Here is a 15,667-nt window from a genome sequence, read left to right on the forward strand (position 1 = left end):
AGAGAATAGACCATCCACTTCCTTTTTTATTATAATTAAGGAACAACATTTACAAAGGGTGGATGATATGGACTGGAGACCAGACCGAACAGCAAAAAAAGCCATTTACAAGCAAATAGCTGATTATATTGAAGGCGGAATTGGATCGGGTGAGTTTCCTGCTGACAGCTTATTGCCTTCTGAGCGGACGCTGGCGGCTTTGCTGCAAGTAAACAGAAGCACCGTCATTTCAGCATACGAGGAGCTTCAGTCGCTCGGGATTGTCGAGAGAAAGAAAGGAAGCGGCACACGGGTCAGTACCGACATTTGGGGTGTCGCCCATAAACGCATGCCGAATTGGGGCCGCTATATGGAGGATGGATCGCTCATGCCGAATGGGCCACTTGTGCAGCGAATCCGGTCAGAAGCAGAGAAAACGACTGTTATTAATTTAGCCAGCGGTGAGCTGGCTCCATCGCTTTTTCCGAATGAAGAATTCCAGCAAATATTAAGAAAAACGCCGTTTAATGAACACCTCGGGTATGATCATCCACAGGGAAACAGGGAGTTAAGAGAAGTCATTTGCGCTCATATGAAAAAAGAAAAGCAAATTGATGTTCATCCTGATTCAATACTGGTCACATCCGGCGCTCAGCAGGCACTGCATCTTATCATACGGTGCCTGTTAAAGCCCGGGGATGTGATCGCTGTTGAAGATCCTTCTTATTGTCTGTCCCTTCCGATATTCCAGTCCGCCGGTTTTAAAGTCTGTTCGCTGCCGGTGGATGAGCATGGGGTAAAGCCGGATGATATTCGAGCATTTCACCAAAAGAATAAGCTCCGAATGCTTTTTTTAAACCCTGATCATCAAAACCCGACTGGGGCGGTTCTCTCGCACGAACGAAGAAAAGAAATTTTAGCTCTTTCATATGAATTGGGCATTCCGATCATTGAAGATGATCCATACAGCTTAACGACGTATAATGGCAAGGTTCATCCAACATTAAAGTCGATGGACGGCAACGGAAATGTGTTGTATGTAAGCTCATTATCTAAAATTGCTGCCTCCGGGCTTCGAGTTGGCTGGATGATTGGTCCCCCGCAGGTTGTGCAGCGATTAGCCGACGCTAAGCAGCAAATTGACTTTGGACATAGCATCGTTCCTCAGTGGCTGGCGAAGGAGTTTTTGGGATCGGCCACGTTTGAGGACCATATGATGAGGCTCCGGGTGCAGCTTGAAAACCAAAAGCACGCCATGACGTCAAGCCTTCAAAAATCGTTTGGCGAGAAAATCTCTTTTTTAGTGCCGCAGGGCGGTATCCATTTATGGTTTCCCTTGCCGAACCCTGTTGATGAATATCAGTTGCTCGACCGGGCGATCCAGAAGGGCGTCGCCTTTGTTCCGGGCAGTATCATGGGTTCTTATAAAGGGTATGTCCGTTTTACATACGGTCGTCAAGAGCCAGAAGCGATTCGCGAAGGGGTGCGCCGCTTTGCGGAAGCATTTCACGACACTTGCCGAAATGAAAAATGAGGAGAAGTGGATGGTGAAATCTTTGGTCAATTGGATGGTGTGTTTTTCTTCTGAATGATTAAGATAGGTCATGTAAAATTAATAGGATTATATTTGAATGGAAACAGGAGAGGATTCAACATGACAGGAACCGCTTTAGTATTGACGATCTTGCTGGGGGCGGTGAAAATTTTGCTGACGTGCCTTCCAACAGGTGCAGTGAATAAGCTGATTGACCGGTTTGAAATGCATGGGAAATTGGACGGTGACACAACGGCCGTTTTTAAGGCTGGCAAAGAGATGGAGGGGCAGGAGAAGCGAAACTTCATTGAGCAATTTAATTCATCAACCGTCCTGAAAAAATATTATGTGTTTCCGGGCAATGAACCATTATTCTTAAATCGTAAAAACAGTGGAGAGCCGATTAGAATTGAAACGACGCGCGGTAGGAAGAAGCAAACGATTTTCGTGTTCCCTTATCAGACCCATGTGGATGTAGTCAGGCAGTCCAAAAAGGAAGTCATAGCCTACAGTGTACGTTCAAAAACACTTCAACTTAATGGATGAAATAAATGATCCACATTTATTCTCGTTTATGCTACATTTAGAAAAAATGCTTTTTTAATGAGGGTTATAACCGTGAATGCTCAATTAACTGCTTATATCTCACTTGTTTGTGTATCAGGTGTTTTAAATGTGTATTTAAGCTTGTACGTGTTTTTTAAACGTCACCATTATACAAACATTGCGCGGTTTTTCATTCTTCATGCTGTTTGTATTACCATTTATTGTATAGGTGCGGCATTCGGCTTAATGGCGACGACAATTCAAGAAATCAAGATGTGGACGGTCGTTCAGTATATTGGAATGCCATTTTCAGCTGTTTACGGCCTGTTATTCGTGATGCAGTATTTAGGGGTGCAGTTATCAAGAAAAAAAGTGGCAGCATTGCTTTTCATTCCATCTATTACGCTGATCATGGTGGCGACAAATGATCTCCACCATTTGCATTACCGTGTGTATGAAGTAGACCCGGTATTAGGGGCACCTTTTGTCCGGCAGGAAATCGGCGTCTGGTATATTATTCATGGTATTTTCACCTTTGCGTCCTTATTTGCCGCTTTGTTACTGCCGGTGTTTCAGTGGAAAGAAACGGCCCGTGTTTATCGTCCGCAGCTGCTTTCCTTAATGTGCGGCCAAATTGTGCCGATCGTCACAGCGTTTATTTACTTAATTGGCTTGACGCCGCCGGGATTTGATCCAGTGCCGATGGTGTTATGGATGTCCTCGCTTTTTTATTTGTGGTCAATCAGCTCATCCCGTCTATTCACGATCCTGCCTGTGGCAAAGGATTCCATTTTTCATAGTATTAATGATGGGGTTATGGTGCTTGATGAATCGCGACGGCTCATTGAATTTAATCAAGGCTGCGAGGAAATGTTTCCCCGGTTAAGCAAATCGATGTTCGGCATGGATTTTGAAAAGGTATGGTTTACGTTGTCGGAAAATTCATTTCCTTTTCATTTCGAGGCTGCTGAACAAAATCGGGAACTGACACTCATGGCGGGAAACACAAAACACACGTATCAGATCCGGACATCGCCGCTGCAGCACGCCAACCAAATTCATGGCCAGCTGTTAATTTTCACTGATATTACGAAGCTGAAGGAGATGCAGGTGCAGCTCGAGCATCAAGCGTATTACGATGAGCTTACACAGGTTCAAAACCGCCGTGCTTTTTTCAAGCAGGCGGAGCACGATTTTGCCAAAGCACTAAAGGAATCAGAGGATTATACCGTTGTGCTGCTGGACATTGATTATTTTAAAAAGGTTAATGATACGTATGGACATCATATTGGAGACCGCGTGCTGCAGCATGTCGCCAAGGTGTGTCAGGCTCAATTAAACGAAGGAGACGTGTTTGCGAGGTATGGCGGAGAAGAGTTTGTGCTGGCACTGAAGGGATGTTCTGCAGCAGAAGGACGGGCAGCAGCCAACCGGATGCGCGTTCAGATAGAGCAGCATCCCCTGGAAGTAGATGGACATATCCTTGCTGTTACAGCAAGCCTCGGTGTCGCTGAAGCAGCAAAAGGGCCCGGCGAAACACTCACTCAGCTGTTAAACAAAGCAGATCATGCCTTGTATCAAGCGAAAAATAGTGGGCGCAACCAGGTGTGGGTATATGATGATCAGGAGAATGCTGCACTGAACTTCGTAAAAGAAGAGGAGGCCCGCAGTGGCGAGCCAACTTCAACATAAAGGTGTTCTGACGGCTGGATGATCGATCATCCAGCCGTCATTCGTATGAATCAAGCCATTTAGGAGCCGGAATGGAGCAGCTTATTTCTCAAATACTTGATGAATAATGTCAGCCGGCTTGCTGTTATTTAAATTTTTATACACACAGCTTGCCGGTTTTTCCGGCAGGATTTCCGAAAAGGCGATGGCGAGCTCGGTTTCTCCTGCTACATGAATTTCAGCCCAGCCTTTTTCCTTTTTTAGCTTTTGTACGGTCGTTCCCATGCTTTTAAAAAACCGCTTTACATTCTCCTTCAACCGAGATTCAAGAAAATCCACCTTGCTGCTGCCGATCGCATGCTTGCCGCCGGGGTCCATGTTTTTCTTTTCGCCCCATTCTTCCAGGTTGGGGTCAAAGCTATAGGAAAAATCCTCCTTGACCATTCCCATGGCCGTATCGAGTATTCGAACCTCGCCGAAGCTTGGCATGATAATACCGGCCTCCGGATATGCTTTGTACATGTACTCCAGCTGTTCAAGCTGCGGAAGATTTTCCCAGTGAAAGCTGTTTTTAACCGGCACCTGCACGTAATGAACCGACCACAATGGCGGTTCCTCGGCAGCAAACAGAACGATGCCTTTATGCAATTCTTCTTTATGGTCATCCAATTCCTTGATTATCTTTTGTTTGATTACTTTAAAGTCTTTCTGTTCCTGCTCCTCATTGCTGTCGTCCAGCTTTTTATCCAGCTCTTTTATGCCATTTTTTAAATGGATTTCCCAGGCACCGTTTAGCTGTTCGGGATCGGCGGGGTTTGTGTTCAAGTACATTGTGAAAACATTTCGTTCGCCGCTTTGATAGGCTTTCAATTTCTTGAGTTCTTTGTGTAATGTCATAAGCGCTCTGTCCTCCTTCTCAGCCGTTCGAATGATTGAATTGTCAACGAAATTAATGTTTGCTTAAATGGATTTTGTTATACGTGAAAAGCAGGAAAAGAACAGAAGAAGAGCTGCTGGACATTACTTCGTATGCCGGTTGGCTACTCCGTAAGCTGCAATGGACTCTGGCTTAATTTTTGGCTCAAGGCCGACAGACTGCATACGGGCGACCATTTCCTGAATGAAAATTCTCGTTTTGTTATGCTGCTCAGATCCAATATCAATGTGCCCCTCCAACGTAAAAGAAGAGCCTTTATATAAGTGAGGAAGAACGATATCGATCATGTCCATTTTGTGGGCTTCAGTAAACAAGGAAGCAATCTCTTCGGTAAGAGACGTTTCCATGGAAATTTTTTCGTGCAGGCTGTCATATCGTCTCGGGTGACGTATTTTTCTCAGGCAGGCCCAGGCTCCTTTTCCTTTCCGGTGAAGAACAATCACCGTCGCAAAGACCGTTTCATCTCCGTGAGCATGTGAGTCAGTTCCGAGCATAAGCCGGTATTTTCCAGCGGGGTCCTGTCCCATGAATAAAATGATTTTTTGAAATACGTCGTTAAAGGTCAGTCCTTTTTCCTTCATTGTCCGGAAAAGCAGTGCTTTTCCATCTAAAATAGAGAATTGATTGTTCATGCGTCGGCACCTGGCTCTCTTATTTAATATGTAGGGCTGCAGTTTCAAGTACAAAGCGCTTCTAATGATTTTTATGTATAAAAATCGAAATCATACCTCTGCTGTTAAGAAGTCAAGCGGACGCTGAATCTGGGTCAATTGTTTTTGAAGGGGCTCAGTGGCGGGGGTGTCCTGCTCATTAAAGGGCTGTCGTTTCAAAACGACAGCGGCCGGGAACAAAATGAATGAGGAAAAAAAGGAAAGATGGAGTGGATAAGAATGAGCGTTATAATCGATGTTTCTCACCATCAAGGTGAGATCAATTGGTCAGCGGCTGGAACAGAAGTGGATCTGGCTATTTTGCGCGTTCAAGATGGGAGCCGGGTGGTAGACAGACAGTATGCCGCAAACGCAGCCGGGTGCAAAAGGAATCTTGTGCCGTTTGGAAATTACGCTTTTTGCCGTTTTGTTTCTGTTAATGACGCCCTTACGGAAGCACGTGACTTCTGGGCGCGAGGCGACAAGGACGCGTTATTTTGGGTGGCCGATGTAGAGGTGAAAACGATGAACGATATGCGGGCTGGCACACAGGCGTTTATTGACGAACTGCGAAGGCTGGGCGCGCGGAAGGTAGGGCTGTACGTCGGCCATCACACGCATGGTGCGTTTGAAGCAGACAAGGTGAGAGCAGACTTTAAATGGATTCCGCGCTACAGCTTGAAGCAGCCGGCTTTCCCGTGCGATCTCTGGCAGTATACAGACAAGGGCCATGTCGGGGGCATTAAGGGTTCTGTTGATTTGAACCGGATAAACGGAGACAAGCCGCTTGAATGGTTTCTGGGCGAAGCGCCGAGAGGACCATCAAGCCCTCTCGGTGAAGCAGCGGCCCTTGCCTTAACAGTCGTTGAGCGGCTGCTGAAAAAGAACTGACATGAAGAAGCTAGGGGTAGGAGGGATTGAATAGATGAACGAGAAAGAACAAGCCATTTTGCTTCAATGGCTGCCCTCGTTTTAATACCCCACCCTCTTTTTAAAGAAATAAGAAAATCTCTTCTTTTCGCCGGTCCATTCATGCTCTATACTATTACATGACGAAATAAGAGCAGATAAGAAAGGGGAGAGCCTTATGCTGGATTGGATTCGGCTGCCGGTAGGGCTGCTCCAGGCAAATGCGTATATCGTGTACGATAAACAAGGATCGTGTTTGATCATTGATCCGGGAGATGAAGCGAAGAAAATTCATCAGTTTATTCGGAAAAAAAAGCTGCAGCCGCAGGCGATCTTGCTGACACATGCCCATTTTGACCATATCGGAGCGGTTGAAGCATGCAGAGAAAAATACCGCATCCCTGTCTATCTTCATGAGCAGGAAAAAAAGTGGCTGTCAAACCCGCACAAAAACGGATCTGCTCAATATGAAGGGGCAGCGCCTGTTGTAGTGCAGCAGGCAGATCATCTTTTTTCTGGCGAAGAAAGAGTAACAGTTGGTGCTTTTTCATTTGACGTCCTGCCAACACCTGGCCATTCTCCTGGAAGTGTCAGCTTCTTCTTTCAAGAGTCCGGTTTTGTGATTGTCGGAGATACGTTATTCAAAAAAGGGATGGGACGCACAGATTTACCAGGAGGCCAGGAACATCAGCTCATCCGCAGCATTCGGGAAAAGCTTTATACTCTTCCGGAGGATACATATGTGCTGCCGGGTCATGATGACGTCACGACAATCGTTCAGGAACGGGATGATAATCCGCACGTTAACGGTAAAACGTAAAAAGGGGAAGAGATAAATGAATGAAGAATTGATGGTATTAGGGGAAGCCGTACTGAAAAAGAAAGAAGAAATTGCGCGGTCCGTTCACGAGGAAAGAATGACGGGCGTATTCATGACAGAGCGGGAAAAAAAGGAATTTAAAGCGATTGAACCAACGATTATAAACAGCCGCATCGAGCTGGTCGCTTTACTTGGACAAGGCATTCGGGATGGGGCGGATCAAGCCGGAATCTTAAACGATGTTGAGAACTGGGGCAAGGAAAAAGCAGCGTTCTTTTTTAACCTCGGTGTCCCGCTTGATGAGGCATTAAAAGATACAAGCTATTACCGCCGTTTGATCTGGAACGTCATTGAAGAAGAAGCCACAGCAAGCAAGATGACAGCAGCTTCTATTTTTAAGCTGATTTCTATTTTTGATCCGCTGCTGGACCATGCCGTTTATTATTTCAGTTTAACGTATGTACAGGCACATCAAAAAACACTCGAAAACGCTAAAACGGCGTTTCTCGAATTATCTGTTCCCGTTGTCCCGCTTCTAAAAGGCGTTGGAGTGCTTCCATTGATCGGGAACATCGACACAGAGCGATCCCGCTTGCTCATGGAAAAAACGCTGGAGCAGTCGGTGGATTTAAAGCTGACGCATCTTATTTTTGATGTCTCAGGCGTACAGATCGTCGATACGATGGTAGCGGACCAGCTTTTTAAAGTGATGGACGCTCTGTCGCTAATCGGTGTAGAACCGATCATTACAGGAATTCGTCCGGAAGTAGCCCAGACCATGATTACGCTCGGCTTAAACATAAACGGGATAAAGGTGAGAGCAAATCTGCACCAGGCATTTAACGAGCTCCGTGTATTAAAAAAGCAATGAGCCGCGCATAACGGCTCACTGCTTCAAAAAAAGGTGGTACTCGGAATTGAACCGAGGATAAAGGTTTTGCAGACCTGCGCCTTACCGCTTGGCTATACCACCGGGATATGGTTCTATCAATACTATATGAGCAAAAGACGAGATTATTCCTGCCATCTCGTCTTTTTTTTATTGTTATTCTTTTTTGTGTTCGTGCTCTATCTGCTTGCTGATGGGCGAATGGCTGATCACGGCTTCGGCCTGTTCCGGAGAAAGCCCGCGAACTTTTTGCAGCCAGTTTAGCATATGAGCCTTTTCGTCCTTGAACTCATCCAATTCAAGCTGCCTTGTTTTTTCTTCTGTAGAAATTAAGTAGTCCTCGTATAAACGCTGATAGTCAATTTTCAAATGCCTTCACTCCTTTTCCTATCGTCTACCCGGTTATAGGCAAAAGAAAAACACTTCCTGTTCATATTTTATGTAAAGGCCTATATACATATACAATGCTGAAAAAAAGATAGGGGGAAAAAAGTGAACAGCCAGCAGCCATTCCAATCTGTAAGAACGTACATTCCGCCGCGAAGTCCATTTGATCCGTGTCCGCCGATTGGGCGAAAATTCTACAGCACGCCGCCTCATTTGTTTTTAGGTGTGCAGCCGCCGGATCTTCCACAATTTTCACCGGCCGAGGCATTGAGAAAAGGAACGTTGTGGAAAGTGTTTGCTGACTATTATGAGAATCCATACCGGAAGGGGGGCAAACCCCGGCATGGATAACACTCTTCCGAAAGAGTATTATACAAAGCTTGAGGAGATTCAAGCAGCCGACTTTGTTGTGCTGGAATTGACGCTTTATTTAGATACGCATCCGACAGACGCTCAGGCAATTGCGCAGTTTAATCAGTTTACCCGGCATAGCATGCAGTTAAAAAAAGCGTTTGAGACCCAATTTGGCCCCCTTCAGCAGGGCAGTATCAACCCATCAAAAACGAACTGGGCGTGGAGTGAATTTCCCTGGCCATGGCAGGTCTAATAAACCGGAAAAGGTGGAACGAGTATGTGGACATATGAAAAGAAACTGCAGTACCCGGTAAAGGTCAGCACGTGCAACCCGACCCTGGCTAAATATTTAATGGAGCAGTACGGAGGGGCCGATGGAGAGCTTGCAGCAGCTCTTCGGTACATGAATCAGCGTTATACGATTCCTGAAAAAGTAATCGGTCTTTTAAATGATATTGCGACGGAAGAGTTTTCGCATTTGGAAATGATTGCGACGATGATTTACAAGCTGACAAAGGACGCCACGCCAGATCAGCTTCGTGAAGCAGGACTAGCCGAGCACTATGTCAGTCATGACAGCGCCCTGTTTTACAGCAACGCAGCGGGTGTTCCGTTTACCGCTTCTTATATTCAGGCAAAAGGCGATCCGATTGCCGATTTATATGAAGATATTGCAGCAGAGGAAAAAGCTCGGGCCACTTATCAATGGATTATTGACATGTCCGATGATCCGGATTTAAACGATTCGCTCCGTTTCTTAAGGGAAAGGGAAATTGTACACTCTCAGCGGTTCAGGGAAGCGGTTGAAATCGTCAAAGACGACCGGAGCCAGCAGAAAATTTTTTAAAGTGGATAAAACCAGAGTCTACCGGGCTCTGGTTTTTGTGTTTATGAGACCTTAAAGAAACGACGTGCCGATGATAATTAAGAGAATAAATAACACAACAACAAGAGCCAGGCTGGAGCCATCTCCACCGTTGTGTCCACTTTTATTGCCGCTCATTGCGACCACCTCCTGCACTATAGTGTATTCGAGCGTTTCGATTCCTCCTGGACAAAAAGGCAAAAACCGCTCCAGCTGATAACGACTTTGGCCAAAAGCCATATAGTGTAGAAGGATCTTTTTTCAAAAGGAGTGTGACAAAGTGGGGACGCGGAAGTTTCGAGAAATTGTTCAAATCAACTATGAGCGCGCAATTGAGGTGATTCAAACTGGGGATTTATTATTTTGCAGCGGCACCTACCTGATCAGTGAATTCATCAAAAAAGCTTCCCAATCGGATATGAGCCACGTGGCTTTTTTATTTAAATGGAACGGCAGGGTGCTTGTCTTTGAAAGTGTTGAACAAGCGGGCGTCCGAATTATTCCATTGCTTCATTACGTGTCCAACTATGATAATAGCGGAAAAAAATACAAAGGCTCTCTTTATATTGCCAGGCATGAAAAGCTGATCGATTCTGCTTTCGATGAAGCCCTTCTTTCGCCCATGCTCGGAAAAGGAATTGATTCATTAAACCAGCAGTATGCCCAGGCTGAAATTATGCGGATTTTAACACGCATCCAGCTGGGCATCGGGCAGCGGAAAAACCAAAACGAATTCATCTGTTCCGAATTTGTTGATCAATGCTTTCAGCAAATTGGCATTCAATTCGCCCGAGGTGAAGGCGACTTTATTTATCCGGAGCATATTGCTGCCGATCAACGCGTTTTTCCATTGTTTGAGCTCGTTGTTTGAGTTAAATGAGATTGAAGCAGGGCGACGGCAAGGATGCTTGCACTATACAAAAAGAAAATCAGTTGATCGCGGTTTTTTCGGCTTTTCATGGATCATCCCTCCTTTTGCGCTTTAGTGTAAACAAAAAGAATTTAATTATTTATTCTTAATTCATTATGTGCTAAATTCAAAATAATAAAAGTAAAAAAAGCTTAATAACAAGAAAAAAAGGGAAAAGAATAAAACGGAAAACTGAAAAAGGAAGTGACCAGTCATGCAAGTGGAAAAAAGAGCGCTGGATCTATTGAACTCGATCAAAAAGGGCGAGAAACCGGAACAGGGAAATGAACCTTTGCAAACATTCGGAGAAGCACTGCACTTTCTCGATTCCAACAACCTGGCGACCGGCATCACAGTAGAGCGGTCAGAGGAAGAAAAAAACATTAAAGGCTACTCGATTGAAGATGATTTTTCAATCACAGTATCTGGATTTGAGTTTTTAGAAAAAAATAAACCGGATAGGGAATGAATGTGGAAAGCGTCCTGCAGTTTCTAAGTAAACTGTGTGGGCGTTTTTTTGCGTGAAAAGAAAACGGATGAAAAAAGACGCGCATTTATAGGTCGGTCTGCATCTATTATAAATAGCAGCAGCCGTAAGGAGGGAGGCTTATGCTCAAGCCTGGAGACTGGATCATTCATGCGCACGGAAAGGAACGAATTATTGGGTTTATCCGCGATTTTTCAAGATTAAGAAATGAAGTGTACATCGTGCAGGTTTCATCGTATTTTGATAAAAAGATCACACCGATCAAGCCGGAACTTGTGGTTGTGGAAAGCAAAAATATTATGGCTGTCGGGCTGACGCTGGCAAAGGAAGATTGGGATTCGATGATTGATCTTGCCATTTTAACGGATGATGAACAATGGTTTCGCCAGCTGTCGAAAAGAAAGCCTGGCTGATCCAGCCTTCATTTAATATCAAATGAAAAAATAGACTTTATGTTCGGTCTTTGATACACTAAACATATCACAGTACTGCTATTGAAAAGAGGCCATGATATGATTGATCACATCGTACTTGTTAAATTTGCTGAATCGACAACGGTTGAACAGCTTGAAGAAGTCGTTGCGCGGTTTAAAGCGCTTGAGAAACATCTTGAAGGCGTTATTGATATTCAGGCAGGAATTAATTTTTCTGAAAAAAATCAAGGCTACCAGGTAGTGCTGACGACCCGCTTCGAAAATAAAGCAGCGCTCGAAGCGTACGGACCGCATCCAGAGCATCAGGCTGTCGCCGCTTTTATTCGTGAATCGGGACGTCTTGACAGCATTGTGGTGGACATCGAGATTTAATCAAGTGAGCTTGGGACAAAAGGTTTTGGATAGAAGGGAAGCCGAACGATGCAATCGTTCGGCTTTCTTTTGAGCTATTCTTGATGGTGTAACCATTTATTTAGTGACTGAGCTTGCGCTAACACAGTAAAGGCGGCTTCTGCAGGACTACGCGTTCGGAGGGGCGGGCGGTGAGCTAACTTTTGTCGCTACGCTCCAAAAGTGGATCTCACCTGGCCCGCTGATCCCTCCCGAGTCTTCGTCCTGCGCCAGCCGCCCTTCTTACGATTAGTCAATAGCTTTTCAGAAAAGAATGACGTTGCCGGGAGGTTTTTTAAGCTACTCCCTCACGCTGAAAAATGGCACATGCCAAAAAGACCTGACGAATGTTTATTTTTTTCGAAAGGTCATTATGATATAGTAAAGGTACAGGTATTACGATTGATGAGCCGGTCGTGTGGACTCGTAATCGTAAAGAATGCCATGTGTCAGTAAGTGAAGTGTCACTTTCAGAAACTTATTGATGCAGGCAATGATTGCAACCTTATGAGGCTTCCTCTGAGGTTGTTTTTTTAATTTGTAATAGTAGTCTACAAAATGATTTGGCTTCCCTTTTGCCATAAGCATGGCGCATATCATAAAATATAAAATCTTCCGTAATTGCTTGTTCCCACGCTTGTTTATTCGATCCCTATACTGCGTATTTCCGGACTGATAGCGCATGATATCAATTCCTGTGTAAGCGTTCAATTGTTTCGCATGTTGAAAACGACGAAAGTCCCCTAATTCTCCAATTAACCGGCACGCTGTTGTCTCTCCAATACCCGGGATGGAACGGAATACGTGATACTCTGTTCGTTCTTTTGATCGTTCTGCCATTTCTTTCACAAGAGACGCCTTTTTCTCCTGTAAATCTGCCAGACGAGCGGCGTAATCGCGTACTTGATCGCATCGAACGTCTGTCGACTTAATCGCTGGGTAGCTTTTTTCAGCTGCCACTAATAGAATGGCTGCTTTTTTCTCCGCGCTTGTACTCGATATCTTTTTTCGCGTATTCGCTCTCAAGCGATTTTTAATAACTGTTTTCGACTGTTCGATTAAATAGTCAGGATGGGGATACAGCTGCACCACGTTCAAGAATAGAGCAGAGCCTGGTGTGAGCAGCTTTTCCAATTCAGGGAAGCTCATCTGTAAAAGGGCATGCATCCGGTTTTTCAGTAACGTGATTTCGTCGTCCACTTCGTCGTAATACCGGGCCAGTGCTCGCATCTGGTCATAATAGTCTTCCTGTATATACGTGGATTCACGTTCCATTCTGAAATGCGTCTTCGCCAGTTCATGCGCATCACTCGTATCGGTTTTATGCCGGCGCATCTTCGCCATTTGTAAATTCGCTTCAAGCGGATTCATGCGGCAATAGGCATGGCCGCGATCTTTGAGAAAAGCTTCGACAGGTCTTGAATAGACGCCTGTTGCTTCGAATACGATGTCAGGTGCCTGGCCATTGAGTCTAGTCATTTCTTCGATTCGTGTATGGAGCTGATCAAATTCGGCCCGAGTATGGTTTAACTGCCCTTCAAAGTCACACTGACGATAGGGATCGTAAATAACCATCGTGCTTTTCCCATTACTCACATCTAACGCAATAACATGTTTCATCGCCTTTTCTCCTTTTCTTCTTTTTTAGTCCATCATAGAAGCCTTCACACGGCCTTATCGATTCCACTTTCTTATACGCGATCTCTTGGACCCAACATACTAAACGGATTCACATAAGGGTGTGAAGGGAGCCTGTTTGTGGTGCGGACTCGTAATGGTCCTAGCGGCTGGTCGACTTCCCTTCACTTCTACTATAAAAAATAGTAGCACAAGCCATGGCCTTGGCTTGTGCTACTAATGTTAGTATGTTTGTGGGGAGGAAAAGCAACTTGTAAAACCTAAAGGTAGCGTTTTGAATGAGTAACCACAATCCAATTTCTATTATTCGTGTAAAAAAGAAAAGGCGATTCTCCTACAGCCATTCGTTAGTTATTTACATCAAGCCCTTCAGCTACGAGAGCGTTCAGATTCAAGCGCCAATCTTATTGTTATGTCTCTGCCGCTTTCTTCTCTCAGCAGAAAACATATATTAAATTTATTTCATTTAAATGACTTGCGTTTTAAGTAAATAAAAAGAGGTAAACTCCTTATGAGATCGAATAAAAAAGGAGATTTTACTTTGTTTAACTTAAGCGATATGGGAACGTTCATGTGGGCTTTTTTCATTACATTGCCGCTGACATTGCTCATTCATACTGCAGGACATGCTTTTTTTGCTGCTATATTCGGGAGTAAGACGTCGTTAATATTAGGACGCGGGAGCAAGCTTATACAACTGAAAAACATTGAGATCCGCAAGTTGTATTTTATTGATTCTGCCTGTCAGTATGATACATTAAGATGTGAGCGGCGCTGGAAGCACGCGCTCATTTACGCCGGAGGAGCCATTTTTAACATCCTGTCCATACTGCTTGTCAATGGCTTGATTCATGCCGGAGTGATACCGGGTCACATGTTTTTTTATCAATTTGTGTATTTTTCTGTATACCTTGTTTTCTTCGCCCTACTGCCTGTTGACTACGGCGAAGAAAATCCGAGCGACGGAAAAGCAATTTACGATGTATTGAAATTCGGAAAAGTGTATAATGAATTTGACTGATCAAGCCCCCATGGCATGTGCCTGGGGGTGATTGTGCGTCTTAATGGAGGTGGAAGCATGTCCTCTTATTATCCGAAAAACGGCCGGGTGATTTTGCACATCGATGCGAATGCATTTTACGCAAGCGTGGAGGAGGCGGAAAACCCCTCCCTTAAACAGAAACCTGTGATCATTGCGGGCAACCCGGAAGAACGAAAGGGCATTGTCGTCGCCGCAAACTACTTGTGCAAGAACCGCGGTGTCTATACCACGATGGCGCTTCGCGAGGCACTGAAGCTCGTGCCGGAAGCGGTCGTTATCAAGCCGAATCACCGTGTGTATAAAGAGTATTCAAAACGGATCTTCACGTACGTGGCCGGTTTTTCTCCTTTAATGGAATACGCCTCTATAGATGAGGCATATTTAGACATTAGCGGCTGTGAGGAGCTCGGAGCCCCGATTGACATTGCCAGACAGATTCAACGAGAAGTACTTGAACAGTTTCATATTCCGCTTTCTATTGGCATTGCCCCGAATAAATTTTTAGCCAAAATGGCCAGCGACATGGAAAAGCCACTCGGGGTAACCGTGCTGCGTAAGAGAGATGTGGAGAATGTTTTATGGCCGCGTCCAGTGTTAGAGGCACATGGAATAGGCGATAAAACAGCTTCGAAGCTGAAGGAGACGGGCATTTTCACGATGGGTGATCTGGCGAAAGCCTCCGATCAGCGGCTATCCTCTATTATGGGCATTCGGGGAATCCGGATGAAGGAAAGAGTCAACGGGATTGATGACCGCCCCGTTGATCCAGCTGCCAATTCATCGTTTAAAAGCATTGGAAATTCCACTACGTTTGCGCACAATATGACGGAGCCCGCTGCTATCCACGGAAAGCTTGAAGCACTGGCTCAATCAGTAAGTGAGCGAATGAAACAAAAAAGAGCCGTGTCGCGGACGATTCAGGTGACGATTCGATATGATGATTTTAAAACAGTGACACGCAGCCAGACACTTGAACGGGATATCGAAGAAAAAGCTGACATTCTGGCGGTGGCAGAGAAGCTGTTTTTCAAGCATTGGAACGGTGGTCCTGTCAGACTGCTCGGCATTACAGCTCAAAATGCGCTGGACAAGCGGACGATCACCAAGCAAATGGATTTATTTTCCTTTAAAGAAGAAGCTGACAAATCAGAGCCTCTTTATCAGACGGTAGAAGCGATCAAACGGAAATTTGGAGAGCACATGATTAAAAAAGGATTTGAGTAAG

Annotated in this window: 19 protein-coding genes, 1 tRNA gene and 1 pseudogene; 15 read left to right on the forward strand and 6 right to left on the reverse strand. The window is 45.0% G+C overall.

Going from position 1 to position 15,667, the window contains the following annotated elements; genetic code table 11:
• The first annotated feature begins 67 nt into the window (after positions 1 to 67).
• The 3 genes from pdxR (at position 68) to BW952_RS00100 (ending at position 3,751) form a co-directional block, all read left to right on the forward strand.
• Positions 68 to 1,513, forward strand: coding sequence for a MocR-like pyridoxine biosynthesis transcription factor PdxR (pdxR, locus tag BW952_RS00090; RefSeq protein WP_045850480.1), 1,446 nt, complete (start codon positions 68 to 70; stop codon positions 1,511 to 1,513).
• A 120-nt stretch (positions 1,514 to 1,633) separates the two neighbouring features.
• On the forward strand, positions 1,634 to 2,059 hold the full coding sequence (locus BW952_RS00095) for a YfmQ family protein (protein WP_045850481.1): 426 nt from the start codon (positions 1,634 to 1,636) through the stop codon (positions 2,057 to 2,059).
• Between the two features lie 72 nt (positions 2,060 to 2,131).
• A complete protein-coding gene (locus BW952_RS00100; RefSeq protein WP_045850482.1) occupies positions 2,132 to 3,751 on the forward strand; it encodes a histidine kinase N-terminal 7TM domain-containing diguanylate cyclase in 1,620 nt (539 codons plus the stop codon).
• A gap of 81 nt (positions 3,752 to 3,832) precedes the next feature.
• Here BW952_RS00100 and BW952_RS00105 read toward each other — a convergent pair whose 3' ends face one another.
• Positions 3,833 to 4,627 carry a VLRF1 family aeRF1-type release factor gene (locus BW952_RS00105; RefSeq protein WP_045850483.1) on the reverse strand — a complete coding sequence of 265 codons (795 nt, stop codon included), beginning with the start codon at positions 4,625 to 4,627 and terminating at the stop codon, positions 3,833 to 3,835.
• A gap of 123 nt (positions 4,628 to 4,750) precedes the next feature.
• Positions 4,751 to 5,299 (reverse strand): ribonuclease H-like YkuK family protein, encoded by a 549-nt coding sequence (locus tag BW952_RS00110; RefSeq protein WP_045850484.1) that lies wholly within the window; start codon positions 5,297 to 5,299, stop codon positions 4,751 to 4,753.
• Between the two features lie 258 nt (positions 5,300 to 5,557).
• Between BW952_RS00110 and BW952_RS00115 the strand changes: the two are divergent.
• From BW952_RS00115 to BW952_RS00125, 3 genes and pseudogenes are all read left to right on the forward strand, one after another.
• Positions 5,558 to 6,121: pseudogene (locus BW952_RS00115) on the forward strand (glycoside hydrolase family 25 protein); the annotation flags it as partial.
• Between the two features lie 286 nt (positions 6,122 to 6,407).
• Positions 6,408 to 7,046, forward strand: a complete 639-nt coding sequence (locus BW952_RS00120) for an MBL fold metallo-hydrolase (RefSeq protein ID WP_045850498.1) — start codon at positions 6,408 to 6,410, stop codon at positions 7,044 to 7,046.
• 16 nt (positions 7,047 to 7,062) lie between these two features.
• Entirely contained in the window at positions 7,063 to 7,917 is an 855-nt protein-coding gene (locus BW952_RS00125; protein WP_045850485.1) for an STAS domain-containing protein, read from the forward strand.
• A 31-nt stretch (positions 7,918 to 7,948) separates the two neighbouring features.
• Here BW952_RS00125 and BW952_RS00130 read toward each other — a convergent pair.
• Positions 7,949 to 8,019: transfer RNA gene (locus BW952_RS00130), tRNA-Cys, on the reverse strand.
• Between the two features lie 72 nt (positions 8,020 to 8,091).
• A complete protein-coding gene (locus BW952_RS00135) occupies positions 8,092 to 8,304 on the reverse strand; it encodes a hypothetical protein (protein WP_045850486.1) in 213 nt (70 codons plus the stop codon).
• A gap of 162 nt (positions 8,305 to 8,466) precedes the next feature.
• Between BW952_RS00135 and BW952_RS00140 the strand changes: the two genes are divergently transcribed.
• Genes BW952_RS00140 through BW952_RS00150 form a run of 3 tightly spaced genes read left to right on the forward strand, consistent with a single transcriptional unit; the run spans position 8,467 to position 9,523 of the window.
• Positions 8,467 to 8,673, forward strand: a complete 207-nt coding sequence (locus BW952_RS00140) for a spore coat associated protein CotJA (protein ID WP_045850499.1) — start codon at positions 8,467 to 8,469, stop codon at positions 8,671 to 8,673.
• Positions 8,666 to 8,929, forward strand: a complete 264-nt coding sequence (locus BW952_RS00145; protein WP_045850487.1) for a spore coat protein CotJB — start codon at positions 8,666 to 8,668, stop codon at positions 8,927 to 8,929. The genes BW952_RS00140 and BW952_RS00145 overlap by 8 nt, the downstream gene beginning before the upstream one ends.
• 24 nt (positions 8,930 to 8,953) lie before the next feature.
• Entirely contained in the window at positions 8,954 to 9,523 is a 570-nt protein-coding gene (locus tag BW952_RS00150) for a manganese catalase family protein (protein WP_045850488.1), read from the forward strand.
• Between the two features lie 51 nt (positions 9,524 to 9,574).
• On the opposite strand, the gene BW952_RS19175 is transcribed toward BW952_RS00150, so the two are convergent.
• Positions 9,575 to 9,679 (reverse strand): YjcZ family sporulation protein, encoded by a 105-nt coding sequence (locus BW952_RS19175; RefSeq protein WP_045850489.1) that lies wholly within the window; start codon positions 9,677 to 9,679, stop codon positions 9,575 to 9,577.
• A 142-nt stretch (positions 9,680 to 9,821) separates the two neighbouring features.
• On the opposite strand from BW952_RS19175, the gene BW952_RS00160 reads away from it, so the two are divergent.
• The 4 genes from BW952_RS00160 (at position 9,822) to BW952_RS00175 (ending at position 11,744) form a co-directional block, all read left to right on the forward strand.
• A complete protein-coding gene (locus tag BW952_RS00160; RefSeq protein ID WP_045850490.1) occupies positions 9,822 to 10,412 on the forward strand; it encodes a YiiX/YebB-like N1pC/P60 family cysteine hydrolase in 591 nt (196 codons plus the stop codon).
• Between the two features lie 253 nt (positions 10,413 to 10,665).
• Positions 10,666 to 10,920, forward strand: a complete 255-nt coding sequence (locus BW952_RS00165; protein WP_045850491.1) for a hypothetical protein — start codon at positions 10,666 to 10,668, stop codon at positions 10,918 to 10,920.
• A gap of 140 nt (positions 10,921 to 11,060) precedes the next feature.
• Complete coding sequence (locus tag BW952_RS00170) at positions 11,061 to 11,351, forward strand: hypothetical protein (RefSeq protein WP_045850492.1); 291 nt, start codon at positions 11,061 to 11,063, stop codon at positions 11,349 to 11,351.
• Positions 11,352 to 11,450: 99 nt separating this feature from the next.
• The gene (locus BW952_RS00175; protein ID WP_045850493.1) at positions 11,451 to 11,744 is read left to right on the forward strand and encodes a Dabb family protein; all 294 of its coding nucleotides are present in this window, start codon (positions 11,451 to 11,453) and stop codon (positions 11,742 to 11,744) included.
• Positions 11,745 to 12,158: 414 nt separating this feature from the next.
• Here the strand turns inward: BW952_RS00175 and BW952_RS00180 are convergent, their stop codons facing one another.
• A complete protein-coding gene (locus tag BW952_RS00180) occupies positions 12,159 to 13,382 on the reverse strand; it encodes an IS110 family RNA-guided transposase (protein WP_045851815.1) in 1,224 nt (407 codons plus the stop codon).
• 529 nt (positions 13,383 to 13,911) lie between these two features.
• Between BW952_RS00180 and BW952_RS00185 the strand changes: the two genes are divergently transcribed.
• Positions 13,912 to 14,421, forward strand: coding sequence for a hypothetical protein (locus BW952_RS00185; RefSeq protein ID WP_231581462.1), 510 nt, complete (start codon positions 13,912 to 13,914; stop codon positions 14,419 to 14,421).
• Positions 14,422 to 14,478: 57 nt separating this feature from the next.
• Positions 14,479 to 15,666 (forward strand): DNA polymerase IV, encoded by a 1,188-nt coding sequence (locus BW952_RS00190; RefSeq protein WP_045851814.1) that lies wholly within the window; start codon positions 14,479 to 14,481, stop codon positions 15,664 to 15,666.
• The last annotated feature ends 1 nt before the right edge of the window (position 15,667 follow it).

Origin of the sequence: Domibacillus enclensis, assembly GCF_900156125.1 — a bacterium.
Classification (GTDB): domain Bacteria; phylum Bacillota; class Bacilli; order Bacillales; family Domibacillaceae; genus Domibacillus; species Domibacillus enclensis.